Source organism: Hamadaea sp. NPDC050747 (assembly GCF_040654195.1).
Lineage (GTDB): Bacteria > Actinomycetota > Actinomycetes > Mycobacteriales > Micromonosporaceae > Hamadaea.
On the sequence record NZ_JBFAHM010000008.1, the window covers coordinates 342,648 to 365,636 of the forward strand.

A 22,989-nucleotide genomic window follows, 5' to 3' on the forward strand; every position below is an offset into this window, starting at 1 on the left:
GCAATCCGTACGTACGGCTTGCTGCACGGGGCGGGCTAAGGTGACCTCCATGCTGACCCCGCTCACCGTCGCCGCTGTGCAGACGCCGTCGATCCCCGGCGACGTGGCCGCTAATGCGCGTACCGGCGCGGAGCTGGCCGGGCAGGCCGCCGACCAGGGCGCCCGGCTGTGCGTACTGCCCGAGCTGTTCCTGCCCGCCTACCATCCGCCGGCCCTGGCCGATCTGGCCACAGATGTCGCGGCCCTGGGTGGTCAGGTGGCGGACGCGAGGCTCGACCCGGTGCGGGCCGTCGCGCGCGACCGGCAGATCGTCGTCCTTCTAGGGGCGGCGGTACGCGATGAGCAGGACCGGCGTACGTGCGCCGTCGTGGTGGCCGACGGCACCGGCGAGATCCGGGTGGCGTACGAGAAGAACTTCCTCTGCGGCCCGGAGGAGAAGGCGCTCTTCGTGCCCGGTTCCCGGGGCGCGACGCTGCATCTGGACGGCTGGCGTCTTGGGCTGGGCGTCTGCTACGACGGGTGCTTCCCGGAGCACGCCCGGGCCGCGCAAGCCGACGACGTGCACGGCATGGTCTACCCGGCGGCGTACGTGTCCGGGTCAGAGCATCGGCGGGACGTCTACTACGCCGCCCGCGCCTTGGACAACACCGGCTATGTCGTTTATGCCAATGCGGTCGACGGCGTCGCGCCGTGGACCTTCAACGGGGGCGCCGCCGTCTACGACCCCGAGGGCCGAGCCGTTGTCCGGGGGCCGAATTCCGGCACGTCCGTGCTGGTGGCGACGCTGTCACCGGAGGCGCTGGCGGAGACCCGGGCCGGGCACACCATGCTGACCGATCGACCCAGGATGATGCCCGAGGAGGAAACGACCGGTCGCGACCAGGTCTATACGTGAGGACCCTTTCCTAGTGAGGCGCAGGTCACGTATTGTGCGGCCGTGCCATTGCTGCTCCTTGACCTCGACAACACCCTGATCGACCGGACCGGGGCGTTCAAGGCCTGGGCCGAATGGTTCCTGTCGGAGATCGGTGCGCCCGCGTACGACGTGGACTGGCTGCTCGACGTGGACGCGGACGGGCTGACCGACCGTTGGGACGTCGCCGAGGCCATCCGCGACCGGTACTCCATCCGCGCGTCCATCGTCGATATGGTCGACGAGCTTTTCGAGGGCATGATCGAGCACACCCGATTCGATCCCATGGTCGGCGCGGCCCTGCGCATCGCGGCGGACGCGGGCTGGGTTCCCGTGATCGTCACGAATGGCAGTACGCGGATGCAGGAGGCGAAGATCCGCCGGACCGGGCTGGACCGGTTCGTCGCGGACTGGGTGATCTCCGAGGAGGTCGACTGCCGCAAACCCAACGCCCGGATCTTCGAGATCGCGGCCGAGCGCGCGCGGCTGCGCCTGCGCGGCGCGTGGATGATCGGCGACAGCCCCGAGTCCGACATCGGCGGCGCGGCCGGCCTCGGGTTGCCGAGCGTCTGGATCCGGCGGGGCCGGGAGTGGACCGAGCGGCGGTTCGCGCCCACCCGGGCGGTCAACGGCGTCATCCAAGCCGTGGCGGCCGTGATGTCGCTGGCCCACTCTCGCTGACCGTCTGATGTGGACGGGTCAAGAGGTTGATCCCCTGTCGGCATCTTGTGTGCCGGTTGGGTTTTCCCCCGGTTAGTGGTCCGACAGGTGTTCTAAACTTGATCTCATGGGCACGGGGGTGTTGGCGCAGGTGGAGGCGGATGTCGCCGAGCTGCTCGCTGGTCCCGTGTGGACGTTGTCCGACGCAGAGTTGACCGATGAGGTGCGCCGGGTTTATGCGACGATCCAGCGTTTGTCGGGTCGGTTGGCGGCGTTGATCGCTACCGCGGACGGGCGTGAGGTTCCGTATAACGCGGGTGCGACGGGGACGGTGAACTGGCTGACGTTTCTGCTGGCGATCCGGGACAGGGACGCTCGTGCGTGGGTGTCTCTGGCGGCGATGCTGCCCGCTGTTCCCGTGGTGGAGTCCGCGTTGTCTTCCGGGCAGGTCAACGTGGAGCAGGCGCGGGTGATCGCCAAGACCGTCCACGACCTGCCCTCGGCGGTGGGTGAGGTGGGCAAGGCGAAGGCCGCCGACGCGCTGACGAGGCTGGCTGTCGACGATCGCCTGCGCCCGGAGGTGTTGGAGAAGCACCGGTCGCAGATCCTGGAGCTGGTCGCACCCGAGATCGCCGAAGAACGCCTGCGCCGGGAGGTGGAACGCGCCGAACGATCGGCGCATGATCGGCGTGACTTCACCCTCATCCCTTACGGCGACGGCGAATACCGCGTGCGTGGGGTGCTGGACGCGGAGATGGCTGCGATCGTCCGGACCGCCCTCGACCCGCTGTCCGCGCCCCGCAAACCCGCCCCGACCGCAGCAGCCACATCCGCATCCCCGTCCGGCGATCGTGCCGGTGCTGGTGCCGCGAGCGGCGACGGTGGCACGGCCGGGGAAGGTGTCAGCCGAGGCCTCGCAGTAGGCGCCCGGGTGCTGCCGGGCGAGGCGGATTTGCGTTCGGCCGGTGCGCGGCGGGCTGATGCGTTGATCGAGCTGTGCCAGCGGATCCTCAACGCCGCAGAGCTACCCGACAACGGTGGCGAGAAACCGCACCTGACCGTCACCCTGCCCTGGGACGCCCTGCAAGCCAAAGTCGGCGCCGGCCTGCTCGACACCGGCGACCTACTCACCCCCGAGACGGTGCGACGCCTCGCCTGCGACGCCATGATCATCCCCGCCGTACTCGGCGGCGACGGCCAAATCCTCGACGTCGGCCGCGCCCGACGCCTCATCGACGGACCACTGCGGCGGGCACTCGTGCTGCGGGACAAGGGATGCGCCTTCCCCGGATGCGACCGGCCACCCCAGTGGTGCCACGGCCACCACCTCAAAGCCTGGGCAGACGGCGGAAACACCTGCCTGGCCAACAGCGTCCTGCTCTGCGGCTTCCACCATCGCGAAATCCACCACGGGCACTGGGAAGTACGCATCCGACCCGACGGCTTCCCTGAATTCCTGCCACCCACCTTCATCGACCCGCAACGAAGGCCCGTCCGCAACACCCTCCACCGAAGATGCTGACGCGCTAGCCGCAACGGCGCTATGCGCCCTGCGTATGCGATCTGAGGCCGGGTTGCGGCGACATTCGCCCTCCCTATGCGCAAAACCGGGCCAGAGCGCACACCCACGGCGAATGATCCCGAGAAACGGGCAGAAATCGCATACCGAGGGCACACCACGGCAATTCCTGCGCCGACCCGCTCCCAAGGCCCGTCCACAACACCTCCACCGAAGATGCTGAACGACGGAGCCGGCGACACGTGCGGCCGACCGCGGCACGGTCGCAACATGCGCCCGCCATCTGCGATCTGAGGTGGATCCAGGCCGACAAGCGCCCTGCATATGCGCGTATCGGCCCGCAGACGCACATCCCCGGTACTCGATCTTGCGATTCGGTCCGAAATCGCAAACCACGGGCACACAGCCCAGACCGCTCCCGCTTCGTCATCGACGATCGCTGCGCGACGCGCTTGTCTTGCGCGACAAGGGTTGTACTCGATGCTTCTGTGTGCGAGACAGCCTTGATCGAGACTGGGAAGTCCTGGTGTGCCAGCATCAACCCCATGATGGCGCCGCTTGACGAGCAGTTTCACCGGGCTTTGCTCGCCTGGCGGGCTGAACCCCACGACGGTGACACGGTCGACGAGCGCCTGGTGCGGATCGTCCGGCCAAATCCGTAATCCGCCGTGGAGCTGGCTCGCGGTCATCTGACTGCTGTGCAAATTGACGTTCAGGCCGTCGCGTACCAGTTGCCGGCCGTCGCGGCAGAGCTGGGAGACCAGCAGGTACGCACGGACGTCGCCAGCCTGGTCCTTGAAGCGTACGAGGACGAGCGCGAGCGCGATCCTGACGTCCTCGTCGGCGTCGTCCGGGCACTGAGCAGTGCTCAGGACCCGCGTGGCCTGCCCGTACTCACCGCGTTGGCGGCTCATCCCGACGCGGGGGTGCGATTCCAAGTCGCGGCGGATCTGCCGATGATCATGGGAGGTCCGCCTGAGCCGGACGGCGTGACGGCCTTGATCGCCCTCACCGCCGACCCGGATCCGCAGATCCGAGGCAGTAGCGGCACTCGCTCGACGCCGAGATGCCGGGATACGCCCGTTCGTTGCCGATCTCTTGTCACAGCCATCGGTCGGTACGCTGATCTTCGAGGCCGCGGCACACCTCAAGGACCCCGCGTTGCTACCGCTGTTGCGAAGGTTCGACGTCGCAGAGGACGACGTGCGCGCTGCGATCGAAACGTGCGACCCGGGTGGCTCGGCTGGGTCAGGGGTGGCGATTCCCTGACCCAGCGCTGAAGAAGGCGCTCAGCGGAGGCTTCGGGCCAGGACTCCGATGTCGGCCTGGTCGGTGAAGAGCCCGTCGATCCCCGTACGCAGGAAGGCCACCTGCTCGTCGAGCGCCTTGCCGTATGCGTTGGGGTCGGCGCCGACCCGGTAGTCGGCCGGCAGGAACTGGTTCTCCGCCCGGAACGTGTAGGGGTGGACGACCAGCCCGGCGGCGTGCGCGTCGGCCACCAACGATGTGGGGGCGGCGAGCGTGCCGTCGGCGTTGCGGGGGATCACGAGGGACTTGTCCGGGCCGATGCCGTCGGCGAACACGGCCAGCTCGGCGAGCCCGGCCGGGCTCAGGTACGCCTTGTACGTCTTCGGATCGGCGAACGGCGTACCACCGGCACTGGCGAGGAAGACCAGCGGTACGCGGATGCCGAGCTTCTCGCGGAGGTCGCGGAGGTTGGCCGCCTCGAAGGACTGGACGAAGACCGGCGCGGAGCGGCGGTCGAGACCGTGCTTGCGCAGCGCCTGGACCAGCGGGGCCTCCAGGGCGAGACCGGCGGCCCGGAAGTAGGTGGGGTGTTTGGTCTCCGGGTAGACGCCGATTTCGCGGCCCAGCTCGCGGCTGAGCCGCTCGCGGAGCTGGAGCACCTCCTCGAAGGTGGGGACCTCGAAGAGTCCGTTGTAGAGGGTGTTGCGCTGCCGCACCGCCGGGAGCCGCTCCACCGCGCGCAGGGTCTTCAGCTCCGCGAGGGTGAAGTCCTCGGTGAACCAGCCGGTCACCGACGCTCCGTCGAGCTGTTTGGTGGTCCGGCGGCCCGCGAACTCGGCATGGTCCGCCACGTTCGTCGTGCCGGAGATCTCGTTCTCGTGCCGGGCGACCAGTACTCCGTCCTTCGTGGACACGAGGTCCGGCTCGATGTAGTCGGCGCCCATCCGGGCCGCCAGCTCGTACGAGGCCAATGTGTGCTCGGGCCGGTAGCCGCTGGCCCCGCGATGTCCGATCACCAGCGGGCCGTGCCGCCCCGGCCGGTCCGACGCGACGGCCGGAGCCGCCGCCAGGAGGGGCGCGGCTCCGGCCGCCATCGCACTCATCTTCAACAAACTACGCCTGTCAGCCATGCGGCTCATTCGAGACGATCTAGGGATACGCCGAAAGGCGTGGACCTGACCGGCAGGCGAACATCGGGGCCTACTGAAGCACCTGGGTGGGCGGCTCGCTGGGCGGGGCCGGCGGGGTGTGCCGGGCGCTGAAGTCCGGCAGGGTGCCGCCGAGCGACAGGAAGATCCGGAGGGCGGCGTACGCGACGAGGGCGGCGACCCCCAGCTCGGCCAGGCCCATCACGAGATGTTCCAAGGCACCGAACGCCGAGCGGGCGCTGTTGACGTAGTCGAAGGTCCGGCCGAGGCCGAGCAGGAACGAGACGAGGCCGAAGAAGAGCACCACGACGTACTCGACCAACGCGATGGCCGCCATGAGTTTGCCGGCCGCCAGGACCGGCGTGATCTGCGTAGCGATGAGCAGCGCCAGCAGCGGCAGCACGATCGTGTAGAGCGTGACGAAACCGGCCGAGGCCGACCGGGAGCTGAACGTGCTGTCCGGCGACGGCAGCAGCCAGCCGAAGAAGGTGAAGAACAGGTGCAGGGCGACGTAGCCCAGCAACACCCAGGCGAACAACGGCCGCAACGCCTTCACGGCACTGCCCGGGGAGGAGGGAACCGAGGGGGTGGTCATGGGCGTAATGAATATCGCCCGGCGCCCCTTCTCGCAACAGCTAGCGGAAACTGCTCGGCCGGTGCGACGGGCGCCGCACCGGCCGAACTTCACCTCGACTGAGCCCTGGTTATCAGCCGAGGCCGTTCTTCATGGCGGTGATGAGCGTGCCGCCGGTGGTGTCGCCGGAGAGCTCCCAGAAGAACGCTCCACCGAGACCCTGGTTCTTGCTGTAGGTCATCTTTCCGCCGATGGTGCTGGGCGTGTCGTAGCTCCACCACTGTCCACCGCAGAAGGCGTACGCGGTGCCTGCGACCGTGCCCGTGGGCGGGCACTTCGTCGAGATCACCTTGTAGTCCTCGATGCCGGCCTCGTAAGTGCCGGGCGCGGCGCCGGTGGCGGTGCCGCCGGGGGCGGCCTGGGTGACGCCGGTCCAGCCTCGGCCGTAGAAGCCGATGCCGAGCAGCAGCTTGGAACGCGGTACGCCCTTGCCGACGAGCTTCTGGATCGCGTTGTCCGAGTAGAACCCGGCGATCGGGATGCCCGAGTACGACGTCAACGGCGAGTGCGGAGCGGTCGGGCCGGTCGTGGCCCAGGCGCCGAAGAAGTCGTACGTCATGACGTTGTACCAGTTCACGTACTGCGCCGCGCCCGCGTAGTCGGCCGCGTCGATCTTGCCGCCGCTGGTGCCGTCGGCCGTGATCGCCGCGGTGATGAGGTAGCTGGAGCCGAACTTCGTCCGCAGCGCCGACATCAGGTTCTTGAAGGCCGCCGCGCCGCTGGTGTCACAGGACAGCCCACAGGCGTTCGGGTACTCCCAGTCGATGTCGATGCCGTCGAAGACGTCCGCCCAGCGCGGGTCCTCGACCAGGTTGTAGCAGGAGTTGGCGAACGCCGTCGGGTTCGCCGCCGCCTGGCCGAAGCCGCCGGACCAGGTCCAGCCGCCGAACGACCAGAGGACCTTGATGTTCGGGTAGAGCTTCTTCAGCTTGCGCAGCTGGTTGAAGTTGCCGCGCAGGGCACCGGCGTCCCAGGTGTCCGTGGTGCCGTCCACACTGGATGCCGCGTCGTAGAACTTGTCGTAGTCGGCGTACGCGTCACCGATCTGGCAGGCGCCGCCGGTCACGTTGCCGAAGGCGTAGTTGATGTAGCCGAGCTTCGCCGCCGAGCCGCTGGTCGCGATGTTCTTCACGTGGTAGTTGCGCTGGTACACGCCCCAGTTCGTGAAGTAGCCGAGCAGCTTGTTGCCACCGCCGCCGGGCGGTGAGGTGGTCACCGACGGACTGGGGGAGGCCGTCGTGGGGCTCGGGCTGGGCGAGGCGGTCGTCGGGCTCGGCGACGGTGAGGAGGTGGTCCTGGACGGCGACGGTGACGACGTCGTGGCGGACGCCGACGGAGACGGGTTGCCACCCGGTCCGGTCACCACGAAGTCGTCGGCCCAGTAGCTGCCGGTGCCGTACCAGCCGTGCACGTTGACCGTCAGCGTGGTCTGCGACGCGCCGGTGGTGAACGTGGTGCTGAGCTGGGTCCAGGCGCTCGCGGTCGCCGGGTTCCAGACCTCGGTGCCGCCGGTGACGCCGAGGTAGACGTAGCCGCCTCCGCCGTTCACCCACGCCGACACCGTGTACGCCGTGTTCGGCTGGACCGCGACGGTCTGGCTGCACTGGGCGTGGTTGGAGGCGCTCGCCGCGCCCTGGAGGGACTTGGTGCCACTGTGGACGGGGCTGCCGACGACGCTGCCGAGGTTGCCCGAACAGGTCCACGGCGACAGCGCGCCGGTCTCGAGGCCCGGGTTGGTCAGCAGGTTCGTCGCGGCGTCCGCCGTGGTCGCGAAGACCAGCGAGACGCCGGCGGCGAGGACCGCGGCCGCGGTCGCCGCCACCAACCGGAGTCGGGGGTTGAGATGTCTGAGGTTCATCTGATGTGCCACCTGCCTGGGGGAATGGGGACAGATTCACATGGATCGGGGTAACCCTCAGGCAAAGATAAATTAAAGTCCCCTAACAGTAAAGAGACCTTCCAGTGATCGCTGTGCCAACGCTGGCATCGGTCGGGCGAACTCCCGAGTGCGCCGGCGGTGGCTGAGTCGCCGATGAACCCGGGAGTCCGGGTGACGTCGCAGGTCAGCGCGTGACGATCTGCGGCGAGACCGATGTGAGCGTCTCCGCCACCGAGGCGATCACGTGTTCCGGTACGCCGAGTTCCTCGAGCACCGCGACGAGGTGCCCGCCGACCTTCGCGTACGTCTGGGAGTCGATGGCCAGGTGCGAATGCGCCTCGCCCAGGTCCCGTCCCGTGTAGCTGCTCGGTCCGCCGAGGACCATGGAGAGCAGGTCGACCTGATGCCGCTTCAGGTTGCCCAGGTCCACGCCGCTGAAGAAGCCGGCGAGCTCGGGATCGGCGACCAGCCGGTCGTAGAAGCGGCGGACCGCCTCGCGGACCGCCGGAGTTCCGCCGATCAGTTCGAAGTGGGTCACGACAGCAGTCATGAGAACCTCCCGCCCATGCCGCCCTGACACGACGATTGGGTGATGGTTCTGCGACGTTCCCGCACGTCGTGCCATCCATTTATGCACTTGACTATAGAGATTGATCGAGCTACTGGGAAGTGGTTCCGCCCACCAAAAACACGGAGGGCAACCGCGTGGTCGCCCTCCGTGCAATTTGCAGATCGCCGGGTGGCGGTCAGCCCTCGAGCATCTTGCGGAGCACGAACTGCAGGATGCCACCGTGCCGGTAGTAGTCCGCCTCACCGGGCGTGTCGATCCGGACCACCGCGTCGAACTCGACCGGCGCGCCCGCCCCGGTCGCGACCACGTGGACGGTCTTCGGCGTCACGCCGTCGTTCAGCGCGGTCACTCCGGTGATGGAGAAGGTCTCCTCGCCGGTGAGCCCGAGCGAGTCCGCCGTCTGCCCGGCCGGGAACTGCAGCGGAAGGACGCCCATGCCGATCAGGTTGGAGCGGTGGATCCGCTCGTAGGACTCGGCGATGACGGCCTTGACGCCCAGCAGCGCGGTGCCCTTGGCCGCCCAGTCGCGCGACGAGCCCGAGCCGTACTCCTTGCCCGCCAGCACGACCAGCGGGACGCCCGCCGCCTGGTAGTTCACCGAGGCGTCGTAGATCGTGCTGACCGGTGCGCCGTCGACGGTGAAGTCCCGGGTGAAGCCGCCCTCGGTGCCCGGCGCCACCTGGTTGCGCAGCCGGATGTTGGCGAACGTGCCCCGGATCATCACCTCGTGGTTGCCCCGGCGGGAACCGTAGGAGTTGAAGTCCCGGCGCTCGACACCATGCTCGGCGAGGTACTTGCCCGCCGGCGAGTCCGGCTTGATGGAGCCGGCCGGCGAGATGTGGTCGGTGGTCACCGAGTCGCCCAGCTTGGCCAGCACCCGCGCCCCGGCGATGTCGCCGACCGGGGTGGGCTGGGCCTGCATGCCCTCGAAGTACGGAGGCTTCCGCACGTAGGTCGAGGAACCGTCCCAGGCGAACGTGTCGCCGGTCGGCGTCGGCAGCGACTGCCAGCGCTCGTCGCCCGCGAAGACGTCGGCGTAGTCCTTGGCGAACATCTCGGAGTTGATCGAGGAGTTGATCGTGGCCTGCACCTCGGCCGGGGTCGGCCAGATGTCGCCGAGGAAGACCGGCTTGCCGTCCGCGTCGGTGCCCAGCGGGTCGCGGGCCAGGTCGATGTCCATCGTGCCGGCGATGGCGTACGCCACGACCAGCGGCGGGGACGCCAGGTAGTTCATCTTGACGTCCGGGTTGATCCGGCCCTCGAAGTTCCGGTTGCCGGACAGGACCGAGACCACCGCCAGGTCGTTGTGCTGCACCGCGGCGCTGATCTCCTCCGGCAGCGGGCCGGAGTTGCCGATGCAGGTGACGCAGCCGTAGCCGACGAGATGGAAGCCCAGCTTCTCCAGGTACGGCGTGAGCCCGGCCTTCTCGTAGTAGTCCATGACCACCTTGGACCCGGGGGCCAGCGTGGTCTTCACCCACGGCTTGGCGTGCAGCCCTCGCTCGACGGCCTTCTTGGCCAGCAGCGCGGCGCCCAGCATCACCTGCGGGTTGGAGGTGTTGGTGCACGAGGTGATCGACGCGATGACGACCGCTCCGTGGTCCAGCTCGTAGACCGTGCCGTCGGCGGCGGTCACCGGGGTCGGCTTGGTCGCCCGGCCGTTGCTCGCGCGCGAGTTCGACGCGGGCGGGTCGGACGCCGGGAAGCTCTCCTCGGCCTCCTCGTCCGTCTCGTCGTTCTGCACGTAATCCGGCAGCACCGACCGGAACGCGGTCTTGGCGTTGCTCAGCTCGACCCGGTCCTGCGGGCGCTTCGGGCCGGCGATCGACGGGACGACGGTGCCGAGGTCCAGCTCCAGGTACTCGGAGTAGACCGGCTCGACGGCCGGGTCGTGCCACAGGCCCTGGCGCTTGGCGTACGCCTCGACGAGGGCGAGCTGCTCCGGCGAGCGGCCGGTCAGGCGCAGGTATTCGATGGTCTCGCCGTCGACCGGGAAGATCGCGCAGGTGGAGCCGAACTCGGGGCTCATGTTGCCGATGGTCGCCCGGTTGGCCAGCGGCACCGCGGTCACGCCGGAGCCGTAGAACTCGACGAACTTGCCGACGACGCCGTGCTTACGCAGCAGCTGGGTGATGGTCAGCACCAGGTCGGTCGCGGTCGCCCCACTGGGCAGCTCGCCGTGCAGCTTGAAGCCGACGACCCGGGGGATGAGCATCGACACCGGCTGGCCCAGCATGGCCGCCTCGGCCTCGATGCCGCCGACGCCCCAGCCGAGGACGCCCAGACCGTTGACCATCGTGGTGTGCGAGTCGGTGCCGACCACCGTGTCCGGGTACGCCTGCCCCCGGCGGTCCATGACCACGCGAGCGAGGTGCTCGATGTTCACCTGGTGCACGATGCCGGTGCCGGGCGGGACGACCTTGAACTCGTCGAACGCGGTCTGGCCCCAGCGCAGGAACTGGTAACGCTCCTGGTTGCGCCCGTACTCGATCTCGACGTTGCGCTCGAAGGCGTCCGGGCGGCCGAACACGTCGGCGATGACCGAGTGGTCGATGACCAGCTCGGCCGGGGCCAGCGGGTTCACCTTGGAGGTGTCGCCGCCGAGGTCGCGGACGGCCTCACGCATCGTGGCGAGGTCGACGACGCAGGGCACGCCGGTGAAGTCCTGCATCAGCACCCGGGCCGGGGTGAACTGGATCTCGACGCTCGGCTCGGCCGCCGCGTCCCAGCTGCCCAGCGCGCGGATGTGGTCGGCGGTGATGTTGGCGCCGTCCTCCGTGCGCAGCAGGTTCTCCAGCAGGATCTTCAGGCTGTAGGGCAGGCGCTCGTGGCCCGCGACCTTGTCGATCGTGAAAATCTCGTAGCTCGCGTCGCCGACGTCGAGCTGGCTCTTCGCACCGAAGGTGTCGAGGCTGGCCACCGTCTTGCTCCTTTAAGTCACACCATCCACTGGGCACAAGTCTTTCGCACACCGGGCCGACCGGGGGCGGTTAGGGCGGACTAACCCCACGGCGCGGCCCACCACGGCATGCCGACAATGCATACCGTACGTCCGTCTTGTTTTTTTGGCAACCTCATCTTATCGTCTGGATCATGCTGCATCACGTTCAGATCGCCTGTCCGCGCGACAGCGAAGAGGCCCTCCGGTCCTACTACGTGGGTGTGCTCGGGATGACCGAGAAGCCGAAGCCGCCGTTGCTGGCCGTCCGGGGCGGCTGCTGGTTCGTCGACGCCGAGGGGGCCGAGCTGCACCTCGGGGTGGAAGACGACTTCCGGCCGGCCCGCAAGGCCCACCCCGCCCTCACCTGCGCCGACCTCGACGGACTGGCCGCCCGGCTCACCGCGGCGGGCTACCCCGTCGTGTGGGCCGACCCCGCCGAGCAGCCGGGCCTACGGCGGTTCCACACCAACGACTGCCACGGGAACCGGATCGAGTTCGTGACGGCCGAATAGCCGATCGTCCCCGGCCTGGGCTGAGCTCTAGACTGCCGTCCGCAGACTTTTGGGGAGGAGTTTCATGACAAGCGGGGGAGCCTCTCGGACGGGCCGCCAGGCGTACGCGCGGCGGCGATGGCTGCTGGCGGGTGTGACGGCCGCGGCGGTGCTGATGGGACTGGCGGGCTGCGGCCTGCCCAGCGGGGTCGACGGGAAGCTGGCCAACGAGTGGTCGATGCCGCCCGCGGCCCAGGAGGTCCAGGCGAAGGTCGGCGACTGCCGATCCGCCACGCAGGAGCAGGTCAACCCGGTCACCGAGACGATGGTGCCGTGCAGCGGCACGCACAACCGGGAAATCGTGTACATCGGCGAGTTCACCGGCGCCTCCGCCGCGCTCAGCTCGCCGCCGACGCTGCAGAAGAACGCGACCGGCGCGGCGGCCGCCGCCCAGGCCGAGGCGTACGCCGAATGCAGCAAGCAGGCCAGCGCATACGTCGGGCATGCCTGGTACGACGTGCGGCTGGACCTCAACGTCGTGCTGCCGAACAGCACCGCCTGGGCGGCCGGGCGCAAGTGGTACCGCTGCGAACTCCAGCAGGTCGACTGGTACTCCTTCGACGACGAGACCCGTGAAGGCAGCCTGAAGGACTTCACCTACCCGATCAGGTGCATGAACTTCGCCAACGACGAGTCCCGGGAGGTCGGCTGCGCCACCAAGCACAACGGCGAGTACGTCGGCACCTTCACCGCGCTCAGCCAGACCCGGCCGAAGACCTCCGCGCAGTACGCCGCGTACCACACGAAGTGCCGCTCGCTGGCCGCGCCGTATCTCGGCGTGACCGTCGCCCAGGTGCGCTACCTCACTGGCACCTACGTCTGGTTCTCCTACAACGAGGACTACGCCGCCTCCGGCCGCCAGGACGTCCACTGCTTCCTCTGGTACGGCGAGACGAAGTCGATGACCGGCACCGCCAAGGGCAAGCGCGGCACCAACCTGCCCAAGTAACGCCCCGGGAGCGGATCATCGGACCTGCCGGCGAGATAGGCTCGCCGGCATGTCCGTCTTCGACATCGAGATCTCTTCCCTGGCCGGGCAGCCCGGCGAGCTGGCCCGCCACCGCGGCAAGCCGGCCCTGATCGTCAACGTGGCCTCCCGGTGCGGGCTCACCCCGCAGTACGCCGGGCTCGAGCGCATCGCGGCCGGCACTCCCGGGCTGACCGTCATCGGGGTGCCCTGCAACCAGTTCGGCGGCCAGGAGCCGGGGACCGCCGAGGAGATCGCTGAGTTCTGCTCGGCGACCTACGGCGTCACCTTCCCGATGACCGAGAAGGTCGAGGTCAACGGGGACGGCCGGCACCCGCTCTACGACCAGCTGACCCGGGTCGCCGACGCCGAGGGGCACGTCGGCGACATCCGCTGGAACTTCGAGAAGTTCCTCGTCGACGCGGACGGCACGGTCGTCGCCCGATTCAGCCCGCGGGTCGAGCCCGAGGCGCCCGAGCTGGTCGCGGCCATCGACAAACTGGTCTCCGCGGCCACCTGACCGATTCGCTCGGTGCCGGCGCAGGACGGCCGGCACCGAGCGCTGCTTCAGGCGTACACCTCCAGCTCGGCAACCTGACCCGCCGGCCAGCCGGTGTTGCCCGTGACCTGGATCCGCACGTAGCGGGCGCTCGCCGCCCCGAACGTGACGGTGACCGTGTTGCCGGTGGCCGGATTGAAGGTGTAGCCGCCGCTCGCGAGCGTCGTGAACGACGAGCCGGCGACGCTGCCCTGGATCGCCAGGGTCTGTGTGCGGGTCTCCCAGGTCGACGGCAGCTTGAGCACCACGCGGCTGATCGTCGTGGCCGCGCCGAGGTCGACCTGAAGCCACTGCGGGAACGCGTTGTTGGCGCTCTCCCAGTAGGTGCCGGTGTTGCCGTCGACGGCGTTGCCGGAACCGTAACTCTGCGTGTGGCTGCTCTCGGCGGTGGCCTTGCCCCGAGCCAGGTTCGTGGCCGGCGCAGCGTCGGTCGTGACGCTGACCGCGTTGGACGCGGCTGACGTGTTGCCCGCGGCGTCCTGCGCCGTGACGGTGAAGCTGTACGCGGTGCCCGGGCTGAGATTGGTGACGGTGGCACTCGTCCCGGCGACGGTCGTGGCGACGGTGCCGCCCTGGCGGACCTGGTACGCGGTGACGCCGACGTTGTCGGTCGACGCCGACCAGGAGAGCGAGACGCTGGTGGCGGTCTTCCCGGTGACGGTCAGACCGGCCGGAGCGCTGGGCGCCTGGGTGTCGCCGCCGCTAGTGCCGTAGACCTCGAGTTCCGACAGCTGCGCCGCAGGCCAGCCCGTGTTGGCCGAGATCGTCACGCGGACGTATCGGACGGTCTTGGTGGCGAAGGTGACCGGCACCGTGTTGCCGCTCGCCGGGTCGAACAGGTAGGAGCCGTTCGCCAGGGCTGCCCCGGTCGACCCGTCGCTGATCTGGAGGGTCTGCGTACGCGCGCCCCAGCCGGTCGGCAGCTTGAGGACGACGCGGTTGACCGCGGCTGCCGCGCCGAGGTCCACCTGTACCCACTGCGGGAACGAGTTGTTGACGCTCTCCCAGTAGCTGTTCTGGTCGCCGTCGACGGCGTTGCCCGCGACGTAGCCCTGGTTGTGGCTGCTCTCGCTGGCCGGCTTGCCCCTCGCCAGGTTGCCGGTCGGCGGCGGTGTGCCGAGGACGGGCTGGGTCGGCCTCGTCGCAGTGAGCGGAAGCTGCCCCTTGAGCATCTTGCCGCCGTCGGCGGTGATCCGCAGGTAGTAGTCGGACGAGCAGGCGGTGCCATCCTCGTCCAGCGTCACGAAACTCGACCCGGCCGGGATGTACGCCGCCGACTCGGCGGTCTTCGCGATCTGGTTGCCCTCGTTGTACTCGTCGAACATCGAGACGTAGAGGCCCTGCGCGCCCAGCCGGATCATGTTGTAGAGGTGCCGCCAGTAGAAGTCGCCGTGGCGGCGGGCGTGCGACGACAGGTCGCCCGGCATGACGCAGGGCTGGTAGTCGATGCCACGGGCGTTGCACTCGGCCTGATCGGCCAGGTTCACGTTGGTGTAGAACCAGTCCAGCCCGTCCAGAGTGCCGGTCCGCCCGACCATCCACGGCGAGATCATGTGGAACGCCGTGTAGACGTCGAAGTAGCCCGCCCGGGAGTCGTTGATGCCCTGACGCCAGTAGGTCGGCACGCCGCCGATGACGTAACACCCCTGATTCTTGAACCAGGTCACGACGTCGAGACAGGCCGCCGCGCTGAACGGGCGGCCGTCGTCGTTGAAGCCGAAGCCCCAGACGCACACGACCGGCTTGCCGTTCTGGCGGGCGTACGCCCCCGACGCGGTGTGCGCCGACATCTTCTGCGTCCAGTCGGTCTTGATCTCCGACTGCATGTTCGTCCAGTTGGTGACGTCGTACATCACGTAGAACTTCCGGCCTGTGGCTTCGGCGGCGGTGCGCACCTTGGCCGCCATCGCGTCCCGGATCGCGCCCTCGCCGCCGAACGGATTGAAGCGTTGCAGCGCCGCGGTGTCGCAGCCGTTGTCGCGCATCCACTGGAAGTGCGTGTCGACCGTCTGCTGGTCGTAGTGGGAGAACAAGGCGGCGGGCTGCCCGTTGCCGAGGTTCGCCCACGCCGTGGGATAGGTCCGCGTGTAGTCGCGTACGTCGGGCCAGGAGACGATCGAGTTGTTGGACGGCGACGGCGTCTGCCCCCAGTTCTGCGCCCAATGCCACCAGCCGTTGATCGGCGAGCCGTCCCCGGCCGCGGCGAACCAGCCCTGGTAGCCCACCGTGATCTTGCCGACGACGTCGCCGGGCGGGCTGGCGGCTGCCGCCACGGTCGCCTCCGTGGCCCCGGCCGCCGTTCCCGCCGCCGCACCGGCCGCGGCCGCCGTCGCGGTTGCCGTCGCGGTTGCCGTCGCGGTTGCCAGGACTTGCCTGCGTGTGACCGTCATGGCGCTCCCTTGTGTCGAATGTGGACAGGGATTGCGGCGACGCCCGGCCGCCGGGCCATCATGCCAGTGGCCGACATGAGAACGCAATACTTAGATATTCGTACGCAACATCGCGACAACCCGCGTGCAACGTTCGGTGCTCCGCGTGGCGGCATGGCGCGGTGGCCTGCGCGGCGTGGCGGCGTGGCGGCGTGGCGCGTTATCGGCGTGGCGCGTTATCCGGGATAACGCGGTATTGGGGCAGCCTCGAGACCGCGTTATCCCGGATATCGCGCAGGCGCCAGCCGGATAAAGCAGGCGCCAGCCGGATAAAGCGGGCGGCCCCGGATAAAGCGCGGCGGCCCCGGATAACGCGCAGGCGAGCCTGGAACGCGCGGCGTCCGGAGAGGGGTGCAGGGTCAGCAGGGCGCGGCTTGCCCGTCCGCCCGGGGTTCGGACCCAGCGACGTAGCCGTGGGGCGTACGCCAGATGGCCTGGCCCATGCCGAAGAGGCCGACGTCGGAGGTCACGCGGACCCGGTGCCCGCGAGCCGACAGGTCGGCGACGATCGACGGGTCGAACGAGGGCTCGACGAGCACGTCGAGGTCGCCGGCCCAGTACCAGCGCGGCTGGGCCAACGCCGCCTGCGGATCGAGACCGCCGTCGACGGTGGCCGTCACCAGTTGCAGGTGTCCCTGGGGTTGCATGTGCCCGCCCATGACGCCGAACGGCCCGACGGGTGCGCCGTCACGGCTCAGGAAGCCGGGGATGATGGTGTGGAACGGGCGTTTGCGCCCGGCCGCCACGTTCGGATGTGACGGGTCGAGGCTGAAGCCCGCTCCCCGGTTCTGGAGGCTGAAGCCGTACTCCGGGATGGTGACGAACGAGCCGAACCCCATGTAGTTCGACTGGATCAGCGAGACCATCATGCCGCCGGAGTCGGCCGTCGCGAGGTAGACCGTCCCGCCGCGCATCGGATCGCCGGGCGGGGGAACGGCCGCCCGGTCCCCGATGAGCGCCCGCCGGCCGTCCAGGTAGGACGGATCCAGCAGGTCTGGGAGGGCGCCGAACGCGGGATCGGCCACGTAGGCGTGCGCGTCCGCGAAACCCAGCTTCATCGCCTCGACCTGCTGGTGCGTACCGGGGGTGCCGGGCAGCCCGTCGAGCAGCGCGAAGGCCTGAAGCGCGGCCACACCCTGCCCGTTGGGCGGCAGTTCGTGCACCTCGTAGCCGTGGTAACGCGCGCTCATCGGCTCGACCCAGGTCGACTCGTGGCTCGCCAGGTCGTCGCCGGTCAACAGGCCCGCCGTGTTCCAGGCGTGGCGGACCATCGCCGCCGCCAGCTCACCGGAGTAGAAGTCCCGCGCGTGCGAGCCTGAGATCAACCGCAAGGCCCGTCCCGCGCCCGGGTTCGCGAACCGCTCCCCGGCCGTGGGCGCCCGGCCGTCGAGGGTGAACGTCCGCGCCCAGTGCGCGCACGCGTCATCGGCCAATCCGGCTTGTACGCGTACCGCAGCGGCCCAGTTCCGGGCAGTCGCCGGCGAGACGGGAAAGCCGCTCTCGGCGTACCGGATGGCGTCGTCGAAAAGCCGTTCGAACGGCAGCCGGCCGAACCGCGCGTGCAGATCGGCCCACCCGGCGGGAGCGCCGGGGACGGTGACCGGCAGCCACCCCCGGGCCGGGGGAGCGATGGCGGCAGCGGCCTGCGCGCCGCCGAGCGCGGGCGTGGGCGGTTGCGCGGAGGCGACCATGAGGTCGTGGGTCAGCGCGGCGGGCGACCGGCCGGAGGCGTTGAGGCCGTGCAGCTGCTTGCCGTCCCACACCAGGGCGAAGAGGTCGCCGCCAAGGTCGTTGGAGCCGGGCTGCACGACGGCGAGGGCGATGGCCGCGGCGACCGCGGCGTCGACGGCGGTCCCGCCTTCCCGCAGCATGGCCAGCCCGGCCTGAGCCGCCAGCGGCTGGCTGGTCGCGACCACTCCGTTCGGAGCGTAGACAGGCGAACGCACGACCCCTATCCTGCACCCTCCCCGGGGTCGGGGTGGGGCACGTGCGCGGCTGACCTAGACTGCCCTGCACGAGGACAACCTGGGGAGGGGCCCTTTCATGAAACACAGGCGTGGCATCGCGACCATCACGCTCGTGCTGGCGGCCGGGCTGGGCTTGTCCGGCTGCAGCGCGCTGTCCGGCACCGACGGCGATCTGGCCAACGACTGGTCGGCGTTGCCCGCGCCGAAGAGCTTCGTTCCCGACCTCGGCTGTCACGCCCGCGAGACTGACGCGTCCGTGAAGGCGACCGAGTTCGCGGTGGTCGACTGCACGAAGAGCCACGAGACCGAGACGGTCTACGTCGGCGAGTTCAGCGGCTCCGCCGCGAGCGCCTCGACGCCGCCGGAGACGGACTCCAAGGACGCCGCGGACGCCTTCAACACCTGCGAGGAGCAGGCGAACAAGGTCCTCGGCCAGGACTGGCGCGACCTGCGGGTGGAGCTGAAGCTCGTGACCCCGTCCAGCGCGGCCTGGAAGGGCGGCGCGCACTGGTTCGCCTGCGACGTCATCGAGCTGGCCGACCTGGAGAACGCCGAGACCAAGTCCCGGACGGCCGCCATCAAGGACGGCGTCGACAAGCTGCCGCTGGGCTGCTTCACCGCGACCGAGAGCGGCGGCGACCTGACCATGGCCGAGGTCGCCTGCAGCACCTCGCACAACAGCGAGTACGTCGGCTCGTTCGAGCCGGCGGCCGGGGTGGCGTACCCGTCGACCGACGCGGGCTGGGACGTCCTGCACGAGAAGTGCGACGAGGTCGCGGCGGCGTACATGGGGATCTCGGGCAGCCAGTTCGACAAGAGCTACAGCGAGATCGCCTGGGCCACCTCGAAGAAGTACTGGTCGGCCGGGAACAACAACGTCCGGTGCTTCCTCTGGCTGGGCAAGTCGAAGATGACCGGATCGGCGAAGGACAAGAAGACCACCGTGCCGAAGTGGTCCTGACGCTCGTCTGAGAAAGGCGCCGGCCGTGGCCGGCGCCTTTCTCATGCCCAGTGGATCTCGTGGGACAGGACCCAGTCGTCGCCGCCGGACTTGGCACGCCGGGCGAACACCAACGGCAGCACCAGGTCCCGGACGACTCGGCCGATCGGCCCGGGCATCTTGTCGGCGCTGCGCTTCTTCGCCTCGGCCACGACGCGTTCGACTCGCTCCCGCCGTTCCCGCTCGTACGCCGGGAACGCAGTGGCCGCGTCGGGCGCGTCCCGCAACGACTTGGCGAGCACCAGCGCGTCCTCGATCGCCAGCGACGCGCCCTGGCCCGAGGTCGGCGAGGCGGCGTGGGCGGCGTCCCCGACGAGCACCATCCGATCGTCGTGCCAGGTGGGGACGCTGGGAAAGTCGTAGGTGTTCCAGGGCTGGGCGACCTGTTCGGTCGCCTCGACGACGGCGCGTGCCGGGGTCGTGTCCACGGCGAAGGTCTCGATCAGCCGCCGTCGCCACTGGTCGGGCGTGATCGCGGCCAGCTCGGCCGGGCTCAGTTCGCGTACCTGCGGCACATTGGCGAACCACCAGACGACGCCGTCCGGGGCGAGCATGTGGCAGAAGAAGGCGTCGCGGCCGAAGTACATCACCATCGTGCCGGGGTCTCCGGGCACCGCCGCCCGGGTGAAACCGCCGGTGTTCAGCAGCGGGACGTACCGCGGCTTCGGCGCGGCCGGGTCGATCAGGTCTCGCGTACGCGACAGCAGGCCGTCGGCTCCGACGAGGATGTCGGCGGTGAACCGGGAGCCGTCGGCGAAGACCGCGGTGACCCCGTCGCTCGTGCGCTCGGTGGTCACCAGGCGCTTGCCGTATTCGATGGGGACCCCTCGTCGCAGCGCTTCGTCGCGCAATGCCGTGTAGAGGTCGGTCCGGCGCAGCGTACGGCTGGTCAGGCCGTCGGCGGTGCGTTCCGGCGCGGCCGGGAAACCGCCCAGCGGCTTGCCCTTGCCGGAGACGAACTCGAACCGGGGGCAGTCGAACCCGTGCCGGCGGACCACGTCCAGCAGCTCCAGCTCCCGGAGGGCACGTTGACCGTTGACCGCCACGGTGAGGAAGGAGCCGACGCCTTCGGCGCCGTGGGCGTACGCCTCGAAGACGGTCGCCTCGATGCCGGCCCGGCGGAGCGCCATCGCGGTGACGGGACCGGCGACGCCACCGCCGATGACGGCTGCGGTTCTGCTTTTAGTCATGTAATGACTATACATGGAATGACTATCTCGCGGTCAAGGCCGTACGATGTGATCCATGGCAGAACGGCGCTCCCCGCTGGCGATGGTGATCTTGTCCTTGCTGGCCGAGGAGCCCATGCACGCGTACGGGATGCAGCAGAAGATCAAGGGCCGCCGCAAGGACGAGGTCGTCAACGTCGCCCAGCGCAACAGCGTCTACCAGGCGATCGAGCGGCTGGCCCGGGACGGCTACATCCAGGTGCGGCACACCACGCGGGACTCCGGCCGGCCCGAGCGCACGGTCTACGAGCTGACCGACGCCGGCCGGGAGACCCAGGCGACCTGGCTGCGGTCGATGCTCGCCACCCCGGCTCGGGAGTTCCCCGAGTTCCCGGCGGCGCTGGCCTTCGTCATGATCCTCGACCCGGCGGACGCCCGGGAGCAGCTGGAGAAGCGCGCGCGGCTCCTGCAGGACCGCCTCGACCAGTACGCCGCCGGCCTGCGGCGCAGCGAGGAGATGGGCCTGCCCCGGCTGTTCGTCGTCGAGGACGAGTACGCCCACAGTGTCACCGCCGCCGAACTCGCCTTCGTCCGCGGGATGATCGAGGACCTGGCCAGCGGCGAGCTGACCTGGAACCGTGAATGGCTGGCCGAGATCGTCGCCAAGTTCGAAGGAGCGCCCGCGTGACCGGCGATCGTCCGGCCGGGCGGCCCAGCCGGATCATCGACGGCGGCCTGTCGACGGAGTTGGCCGCCAACGGGCACGACCTCAGCGATCACCTCTGGTCGGCTCGCCTGCTCCGGGACGAGCCCCAGGCGATCGTCGACGCGCACGCGGCGTTCCTCCGGGCCGGGGCGACGGTCAGCACCACCGCCAGCTATCAAGCCACCTTCGACGGCTTCGCCCGCAGCGGCATCGACCGGGCCGAGACCGAGCGGCTGCTGACTCGCAGCGTCACGCTGGCCCGTCAGGCGAGCGCGGAGACGGGCGCCGACGCCCTGGTGGCGGCCTCGGTCGGCCCCTATGGCGCCATGCTCGCCGACGGGTCGGAGTACCGCGGGAACTACGGTCTCAGCGTCGACGACCTCGTCCGCTTCCACCGTCCGCGGCTGGAGGTGCTGGCCGCGGCCGGCCCCGACCTCTTCGCCGTCGAGACTGTGCCGGACCTCGTCGAGGCGGAGGCGCTGCTGATCGCGCTCGACGGGATCGGCGTACCGGCCTGGCTGTCGTTCACCGTCGCCGGGGACACCACCCGGGCCGGTCAGCCGCTGGCCGAGGCCTTCTCCCTCGTCCGTGGCGTCGACGGGATCGTCGCCGTCGGGGTGAACTGCTGCGACCCCGCCGACGTCGCGCCCGCGTTGGCGACCGCGCGAGCGGTGAGCGGGAAGCCGCTCATCGCGTACCCGAACAGTGGCGAGGAGTGGGACGCGACCGCGCGGGAGTGGACCGGCGAGGCCGGGAAGTGGCTGGCCGAGGCGCCGTCCTGGGGCGCGGACTGGCTGGGCGGCTGCTGCCGGGTGACGCCCGCGGACATCGCGGAGTTGGCTCGACCGTAGGATCTTCCCGTGGAGCTGCTGCACTCGGGCAAGGTCAGGGATCTGTACGCCGACGGCGAGGACCTGATCCTCGTCGCCTCCGACCGGGTGTCGGTCTTCGACGTCATCCTGCCGACGCCGATCCCGGACAAGGGCGCCATTCTGACCCAGCTGTCGCTGTGGTGGTTCGAGCAGGTCGCCGACCTGGTGCCGAACCACGTGATCTCGCAGGACGTGCCGCCGGAGTTCGCCGGTCGGGCGATCCGCTGCCGCCGGCTGAAGATGGTGCCGGTCGAGTGCGTCGCGCGGGGCTATCTCACCGGGTCGGGCCTGCGCGACTACGAGGCGACCGGCGTCGTCTCCGGGATCACGTTGCCGCCGGGTCTGGTGGAGAGCTCACAGCTCGCCGAGCCGATCTTCACGCCGTCGACCAAGGGCGCGGTGGGCGAACACGACGAGCCGATGACCTTCGCCGAGGTGGTCGCGACCGTCGGTGAGGCGACCGCGGAGCAGCTGCGGGACATCACGCTCGCCGTCTACCGCCGGGGTTCGGAGATCGCTGCCGAGCGCGGAATCCTCATCGCCGACACCAAGATCGAACTCGGGTGGGACTCCTCCAGCCAGCTGGTGCTGGCCGACGAGGTGCTGACGCCGGACTGCGCGCGCTTCTGGCCGGCCGACGACTACCTGCCGGGCAAGGTCCAGGACAGCTTCGACAAGCAGCCCCTGCGGGACTGGGCCGTCGGCCTCGGCTGGAACAAGACCGCCCCCGGGCCGTCGATTCCGCCCGACATCGTGGAGGCCACGCGCGATCGCTATGTCGCGGCCTACGAGCGGCTGACCGGCCGCACGTGGTGACGCCGGGCGCCTGATCATTGCGTCAGCCATGCTGTTTCGGCGGACATTTCGCCGCGTGAAACAGCATGGCTGACGCAATGATCACGCAAAATAGAGGTATGTACGGCACTGTGATGATCGGCAAACTCAAGGTCCCTTACGACGAGGTCGTCCGCGCCGAGAAGGAGTGGGACGACCAGCGCAAGGTGCCTGGTTACGTGCGTGGCGACCTGCTGCGCGCCGACGACGGCCAGACGATCGTGATGGCCGTCCAATTCGAGAGCAAAGAGCAGTACGTCGCCCTCGCTGACGACCCTCAGCAGGACGAATGGTGGCGCACGGTGATGGCGCCCATGCTCGACGGCGAACCGACGTGGATCGACGGCACCTGGGAGTCGCAGACTCGGTAAGCATTGCAAGATCTTGCAGCACAGCCTGCCGTGGACGGACAAGTCTTGCGG

The 22,989-nt window shown here is 69.4% G+C and carries 20 protein-coding genes; 12 read left to right on the forward strand and 8 right to left on the reverse strand.

Features of this window, described 5'->3' with window-relative positions:
* Nucleotides 1-49 precede the first annotated feature (49 nt).
* From AB0H43_RS21370 to AB0H43_RS21385, 4 genes are all read left to right on the forward strand, one after another.
* A complete protein-coding gene (locus AB0H43_RS21370; RefSeq protein WP_360001499.1) occupies nt 50-895 on the forward strand; it encodes a carbon-nitrogen hydrolase family protein in 846 nt (281 codons plus the stop codon).
* A gap of 42 nt (nt 896-937) precedes the next feature.
* Nucleotides 938-1,594 (forward strand): HAD family hydrolase, encoded by a 657-nt coding sequence (locus AB0H43_RS21375; RefSeq protein ID WP_360001501.1) that lies wholly within the window; start codon nt 938-940, stop codon nt 1,592-1,594.
* Between the two features lie 106 nt (nt 1,595-1,700).
* Nucleotides 1,701-3,095, forward strand: coding sequence for a DUF222 domain-containing protein (locus AB0H43_RS21380; RefSeq protein ID WP_360001503.1), 1,395 nt, complete (start codon nt 1,701-1,703; stop codon nt 3,093-3,095).
* 695 nt (nt 3,096-3,790) lie between these two features.
* Nucleotides 3,791-4,372: a HEAT repeat domain-containing protein gene (locus tag AB0H43_RS21385; protein WP_360001698.1), complete on the forward strand. Its 582-nt coding sequence runs from the start codon at nt 3,791-3,793 to the stop codon at nt 4,370-4,372.
* A 9-nt stretch (nt 4,373-4,381) separates the two neighbouring features.
* Here AB0H43_RS21385 and AB0H43_RS21390 read toward each other — a convergent pair whose 3' ends face one another.
* The 5 genes from AB0H43_RS21390 to acnA all read right to left on the reverse strand — a co-directional run bounded on the left by AB0H43_RS21390 (nt 4,382) and on the right by acnA (nt 11,492).
* Nucleotides 4,382-5,470 (reverse strand): glycerophosphodiester phosphodiesterase, encoded by a 1,089-nt coding sequence (locus AB0H43_RS21390; RefSeq protein ID WP_360001505.1) that lies wholly within the window; start codon nt 5,468-5,470, stop codon nt 4,382-4,384.
* Nucleotides 5,471-5,540: 70 nt separating this feature from the next.
* Nucleotides 5,541-6,083: a hypothetical protein gene (locus AB0H43_RS21395; RefSeq protein ID WP_360001507.1), complete on the reverse strand. Its 543-nt coding sequence runs from the start codon at nt 6,081-6,083 to the stop codon at nt 5,541-5,543.
* Nucleotides 6,084-6,195: 112 nt separating this feature from the next.
* A complete protein-coding gene (locus AB0H43_RS21400; RefSeq protein ID WP_360001509.1) occupies nt 6,196-7,980 on the reverse strand; it encodes a glycosyl hydrolase family 18 protein in 1,785 nt (594 codons plus the stop codon).
* A 205-nt stretch (nt 7,981-8,185) separates the two neighbouring features.
* A complete protein-coding gene (locus AB0H43_RS21405; protein WP_360001511.1) occupies nt 8,186-8,551 on the reverse strand; it encodes a group 1 truncated hemoglobin in 366 nt (121 codons plus the stop codon).
* A 196-nt stretch (nt 8,552-8,747) separates the two neighbouring features.
* Nucleotides 8,748-11,492, reverse strand: coding sequence for an aconitate hydratase AcnA (gene acnA, locus AB0H43_RS21410; protein ID WP_360001513.1), 2,745 nt, complete (start codon nt 11,490-11,492; stop codon nt 8,748-8,750).
* Nucleotides 11,493-11,665: 173 nt separating this feature from the next.
* On the opposite strand from acnA, the gene AB0H43_RS21415 reads away from it, so the two are divergent.
* The 3 genes from AB0H43_RS21415 (at nt 11,666) to AB0H43_RS21425 (ending at nt 13,551) form a co-directional block, all read left to right on the forward strand.
* Entirely contained in the window at nt 11,666-12,025 is a 360-nt protein-coding gene (locus AB0H43_RS21415) for a VOC family protein (RefSeq protein ID WP_360001515.1), read from the forward strand.
* A gap of 64 nt (nt 12,026-12,089) precedes the next feature.
* Complete coding sequence (locus AB0H43_RS21420) at nt 12,090-13,013, forward strand: septum formation family protein (protein ID WP_360001517.1); 924 nt, start codon at nt 12,090-12,092, stop codon at nt 13,011-13,013.
* Nucleotides 13,014-13,062: 49 nt separating this feature from the next.
* Nucleotides 13,063-13,551, forward strand: a complete 489-nt coding sequence (locus AB0H43_RS21425) for a glutathione peroxidase (protein ID WP_360001519.1) — start codon at nt 13,063-13,065, stop codon at nt 13,549-13,551.
* Between the two features lie 47 nt (nt 13,552-13,598).
* Here the strand turns inward: AB0H43_RS21425 and AB0H43_RS21430 are convergent, their stop codons facing one another.
* Both AB0H43_RS21430 and AB0H43_RS21435 read right to left on the reverse strand, forming a co-directional pair.
* Nucleotides 13,599-15,980 (reverse strand): discoidin domain-containing protein, encoded by a 2,382-nt coding sequence (locus AB0H43_RS21430; protein WP_360001521.1) that lies wholly within the window; start codon nt 15,978-15,980, stop codon nt 13,599-13,601.
* A gap of 398 nt (nt 15,981-16,378) precedes the next feature.
* A complete protein-coding gene (locus AB0H43_RS21435) occupies nt 16,379-17,965 on the reverse strand; it encodes a gamma-glutamyltransferase family protein (RefSeq protein WP_360001523.1) in 1,587 nt (528 codons plus the stop codon).
* 97 nt (nt 17,966-18,062) lie between these two features.
* Here AB0H43_RS21435 and AB0H43_RS21440 point away from each other — a divergent pair, with 97 nt between their 5' ends.
* Nucleotides 18,063-18,947: a septum formation family protein gene (locus AB0H43_RS21440; protein WP_360001525.1), complete on the forward strand. Its 885-nt coding sequence runs from the start codon at nt 18,063-18,065 to the stop codon at nt 18,945-18,947.
* 41 nt (nt 18,948-18,988) lie between these two features.
* On the opposite strand, the gene AB0H43_RS21445 is transcribed toward AB0H43_RS21440, so the two are convergent.
* Nucleotides 18,989-20,176: an FAD-dependent monooxygenase gene (locus AB0H43_RS21445; RefSeq protein WP_360001526.1), complete on the reverse strand. Its 1,188-nt coding sequence runs from the start codon at nt 20,174-20,176 to the stop codon at nt 18,989-18,991.
* 55 nt (nt 20,177-20,231) lie between these two features.
* Here AB0H43_RS21445 and AB0H43_RS21450 point away from each other — a divergent pair, with 55 nt between their 5' ends.
* The 4 genes from AB0H43_RS21450 to AB0H43_RS21465 all read left to right on the forward strand — a co-directional run bounded on the left by AB0H43_RS21450 (nt 20,232) and on the right by AB0H43_RS21465 (nt 22,938).
* Nucleotides 20,232-20,843 carry a PadR family transcriptional regulator gene (locus AB0H43_RS21450; RefSeq protein ID WP_360001528.1) on the forward strand — a complete coding sequence of 204 codons (612 nt, stop codon included), beginning with the start codon at nt 20,232-20,234 and terminating at the stop codon, nt 20,841-20,843.
* Nucleotides 20,840-21,712 carry a homocysteine S-methyltransferase gene (gene mmuM, locus AB0H43_RS21455; RefSeq protein ID WP_360001530.1) on the forward strand — a complete coding sequence of 291 codons (873 nt, stop codon included), beginning with the start codon at nt 20,840-20,842 and terminating at the stop codon, nt 21,710-21,712. Before AB0H43_RS21450 ends, mmuM begins: the two co-directional genes overlap by 4 nt.
* Nucleotides 21,713-21,721: 9 nt before the next feature.
* Nucleotides 21,722-22,549: a phosphoribosylaminoimidazolesuccinocarboxamide synthase gene (locus AB0H43_RS21460; RefSeq protein ID WP_360001532.1), complete on the forward strand. Its 828-nt coding sequence runs from the start codon at nt 21,722-21,724 to the stop codon at nt 22,547-22,549.
* A gap of 98 nt (nt 22,550-22,647) precedes the next feature.
* The gene (locus AB0H43_RS21465; RefSeq protein ID WP_360001534.1) at nt 22,648-22,938 is read left to right on the forward strand and encodes a hypothetical protein; all 291 of its coding nucleotides are present in this window, start codon (nt 22,648-22,650) and stop codon (nt 22,936-22,938) included.
* Nucleotides 22,939-22,989 lie beyond the last annotated feature (51 nt).

Excerpts from the sequence above, each read along its gene's own strand:
- AB0H43_RS21370 (WP_360001499.1), top strand. The coding sequence starts at position 50 with ATGCTGACCCCGCTCACCGTCGCCGCTGTGCAGACGCCGTCGATCCCC.
- AB0H43_RS21380 (WP_360001503.1), top strand. The coding sequence starts at position 1,701 with ATGGGCACGGGGGTGTTGGCGCAGGTGGAGGCGGATGTCGCCGAGCTG.
- AB0H43_RS21390 (WP_360001505.1), bottom strand. The coding sequence starts at position 5,470 with ATGGCTGACAGGCGTAGTTTGTTGAAGATGAGTGCGATGGCGGCCGGA.
- AB0H43_RS21395 (WP_360001507.1), bottom strand. The coding sequence starts at position 6,083 with ATGACCACCCCCTCGGTTCCCTCCTCCCCGGGCAGTGCCGTGAAGGCG.
- AB0H43_RS21400 (WP_360001509.1), bottom strand. The coding sequence starts at position 7,980 with ATGAACCTCAGACATCTCAACCCCCGACTCCGGTTGGTGGCGGCGACC.
- AB0H43_RS21405 (WP_360001511.1), bottom strand. The coding sequence starts at position 8,551 with ATGACTGCTGTCGTGACCCACTTCGAACTGATCGGCGGAACTCCGGCG.
- AB0H43_RS21415 (WP_360001515.1), top strand. The coding sequence starts at position 11,666 with ATGCTGCATCACGTTCAGATCGCCTGTCCGCGCGACAGCGAAGAGGCC.
- AB0H43_RS21420 (WP_360001517.1), top strand. The coding sequence starts at position 12,090 with ATGACAAGCGGGGGAGCCTCTCGGACGGGCCGCCAGGCGTACGCGCGG.
- AB0H43_RS21425 (WP_360001519.1), top strand. The coding sequence starts at position 13,063 with ATGTCCGTCTTCGACATCGAGATCTCTTCCCTGGCCGGGCAGCCCGGC.
- AB0H43_RS21430 (WP_360001521.1), bottom strand. The coding sequence starts at position 15,980 with ATGACGGTCACACGCAGGCAAGTCCTGGCAACCGCGACGGCAACCGCG.
- AB0H43_RS21440 (WP_360001525.1), top strand. The coding sequence starts at position 18,063 with ATGAAACACAGGCGTGGCATCGCGACCATCACGCTCGTGCTGGCGGCC.
- AB0H43_RS21445 (WP_360001526.1), bottom strand. The coding sequence starts at position 20,176 with ATGACTAAAAGCAGAACCGCAGCCGTCATCGGCGGTGGCGTCGCCGGT.
- AB0H43_RS21450 (WP_360001528.1), top strand. The coding sequence starts at position 20,232 with ATGGCAGAACGGCGCTCCCCGCTGGCGATGGTGATCTTGTCCTTGCTG.
- AB0H43_RS21465 (WP_360001534.1), top strand. The coding sequence starts at position 22,648 with ATGTACGGCACTGTGATGATCGGCAAACTCAAGGTCCCTTACGACGAG.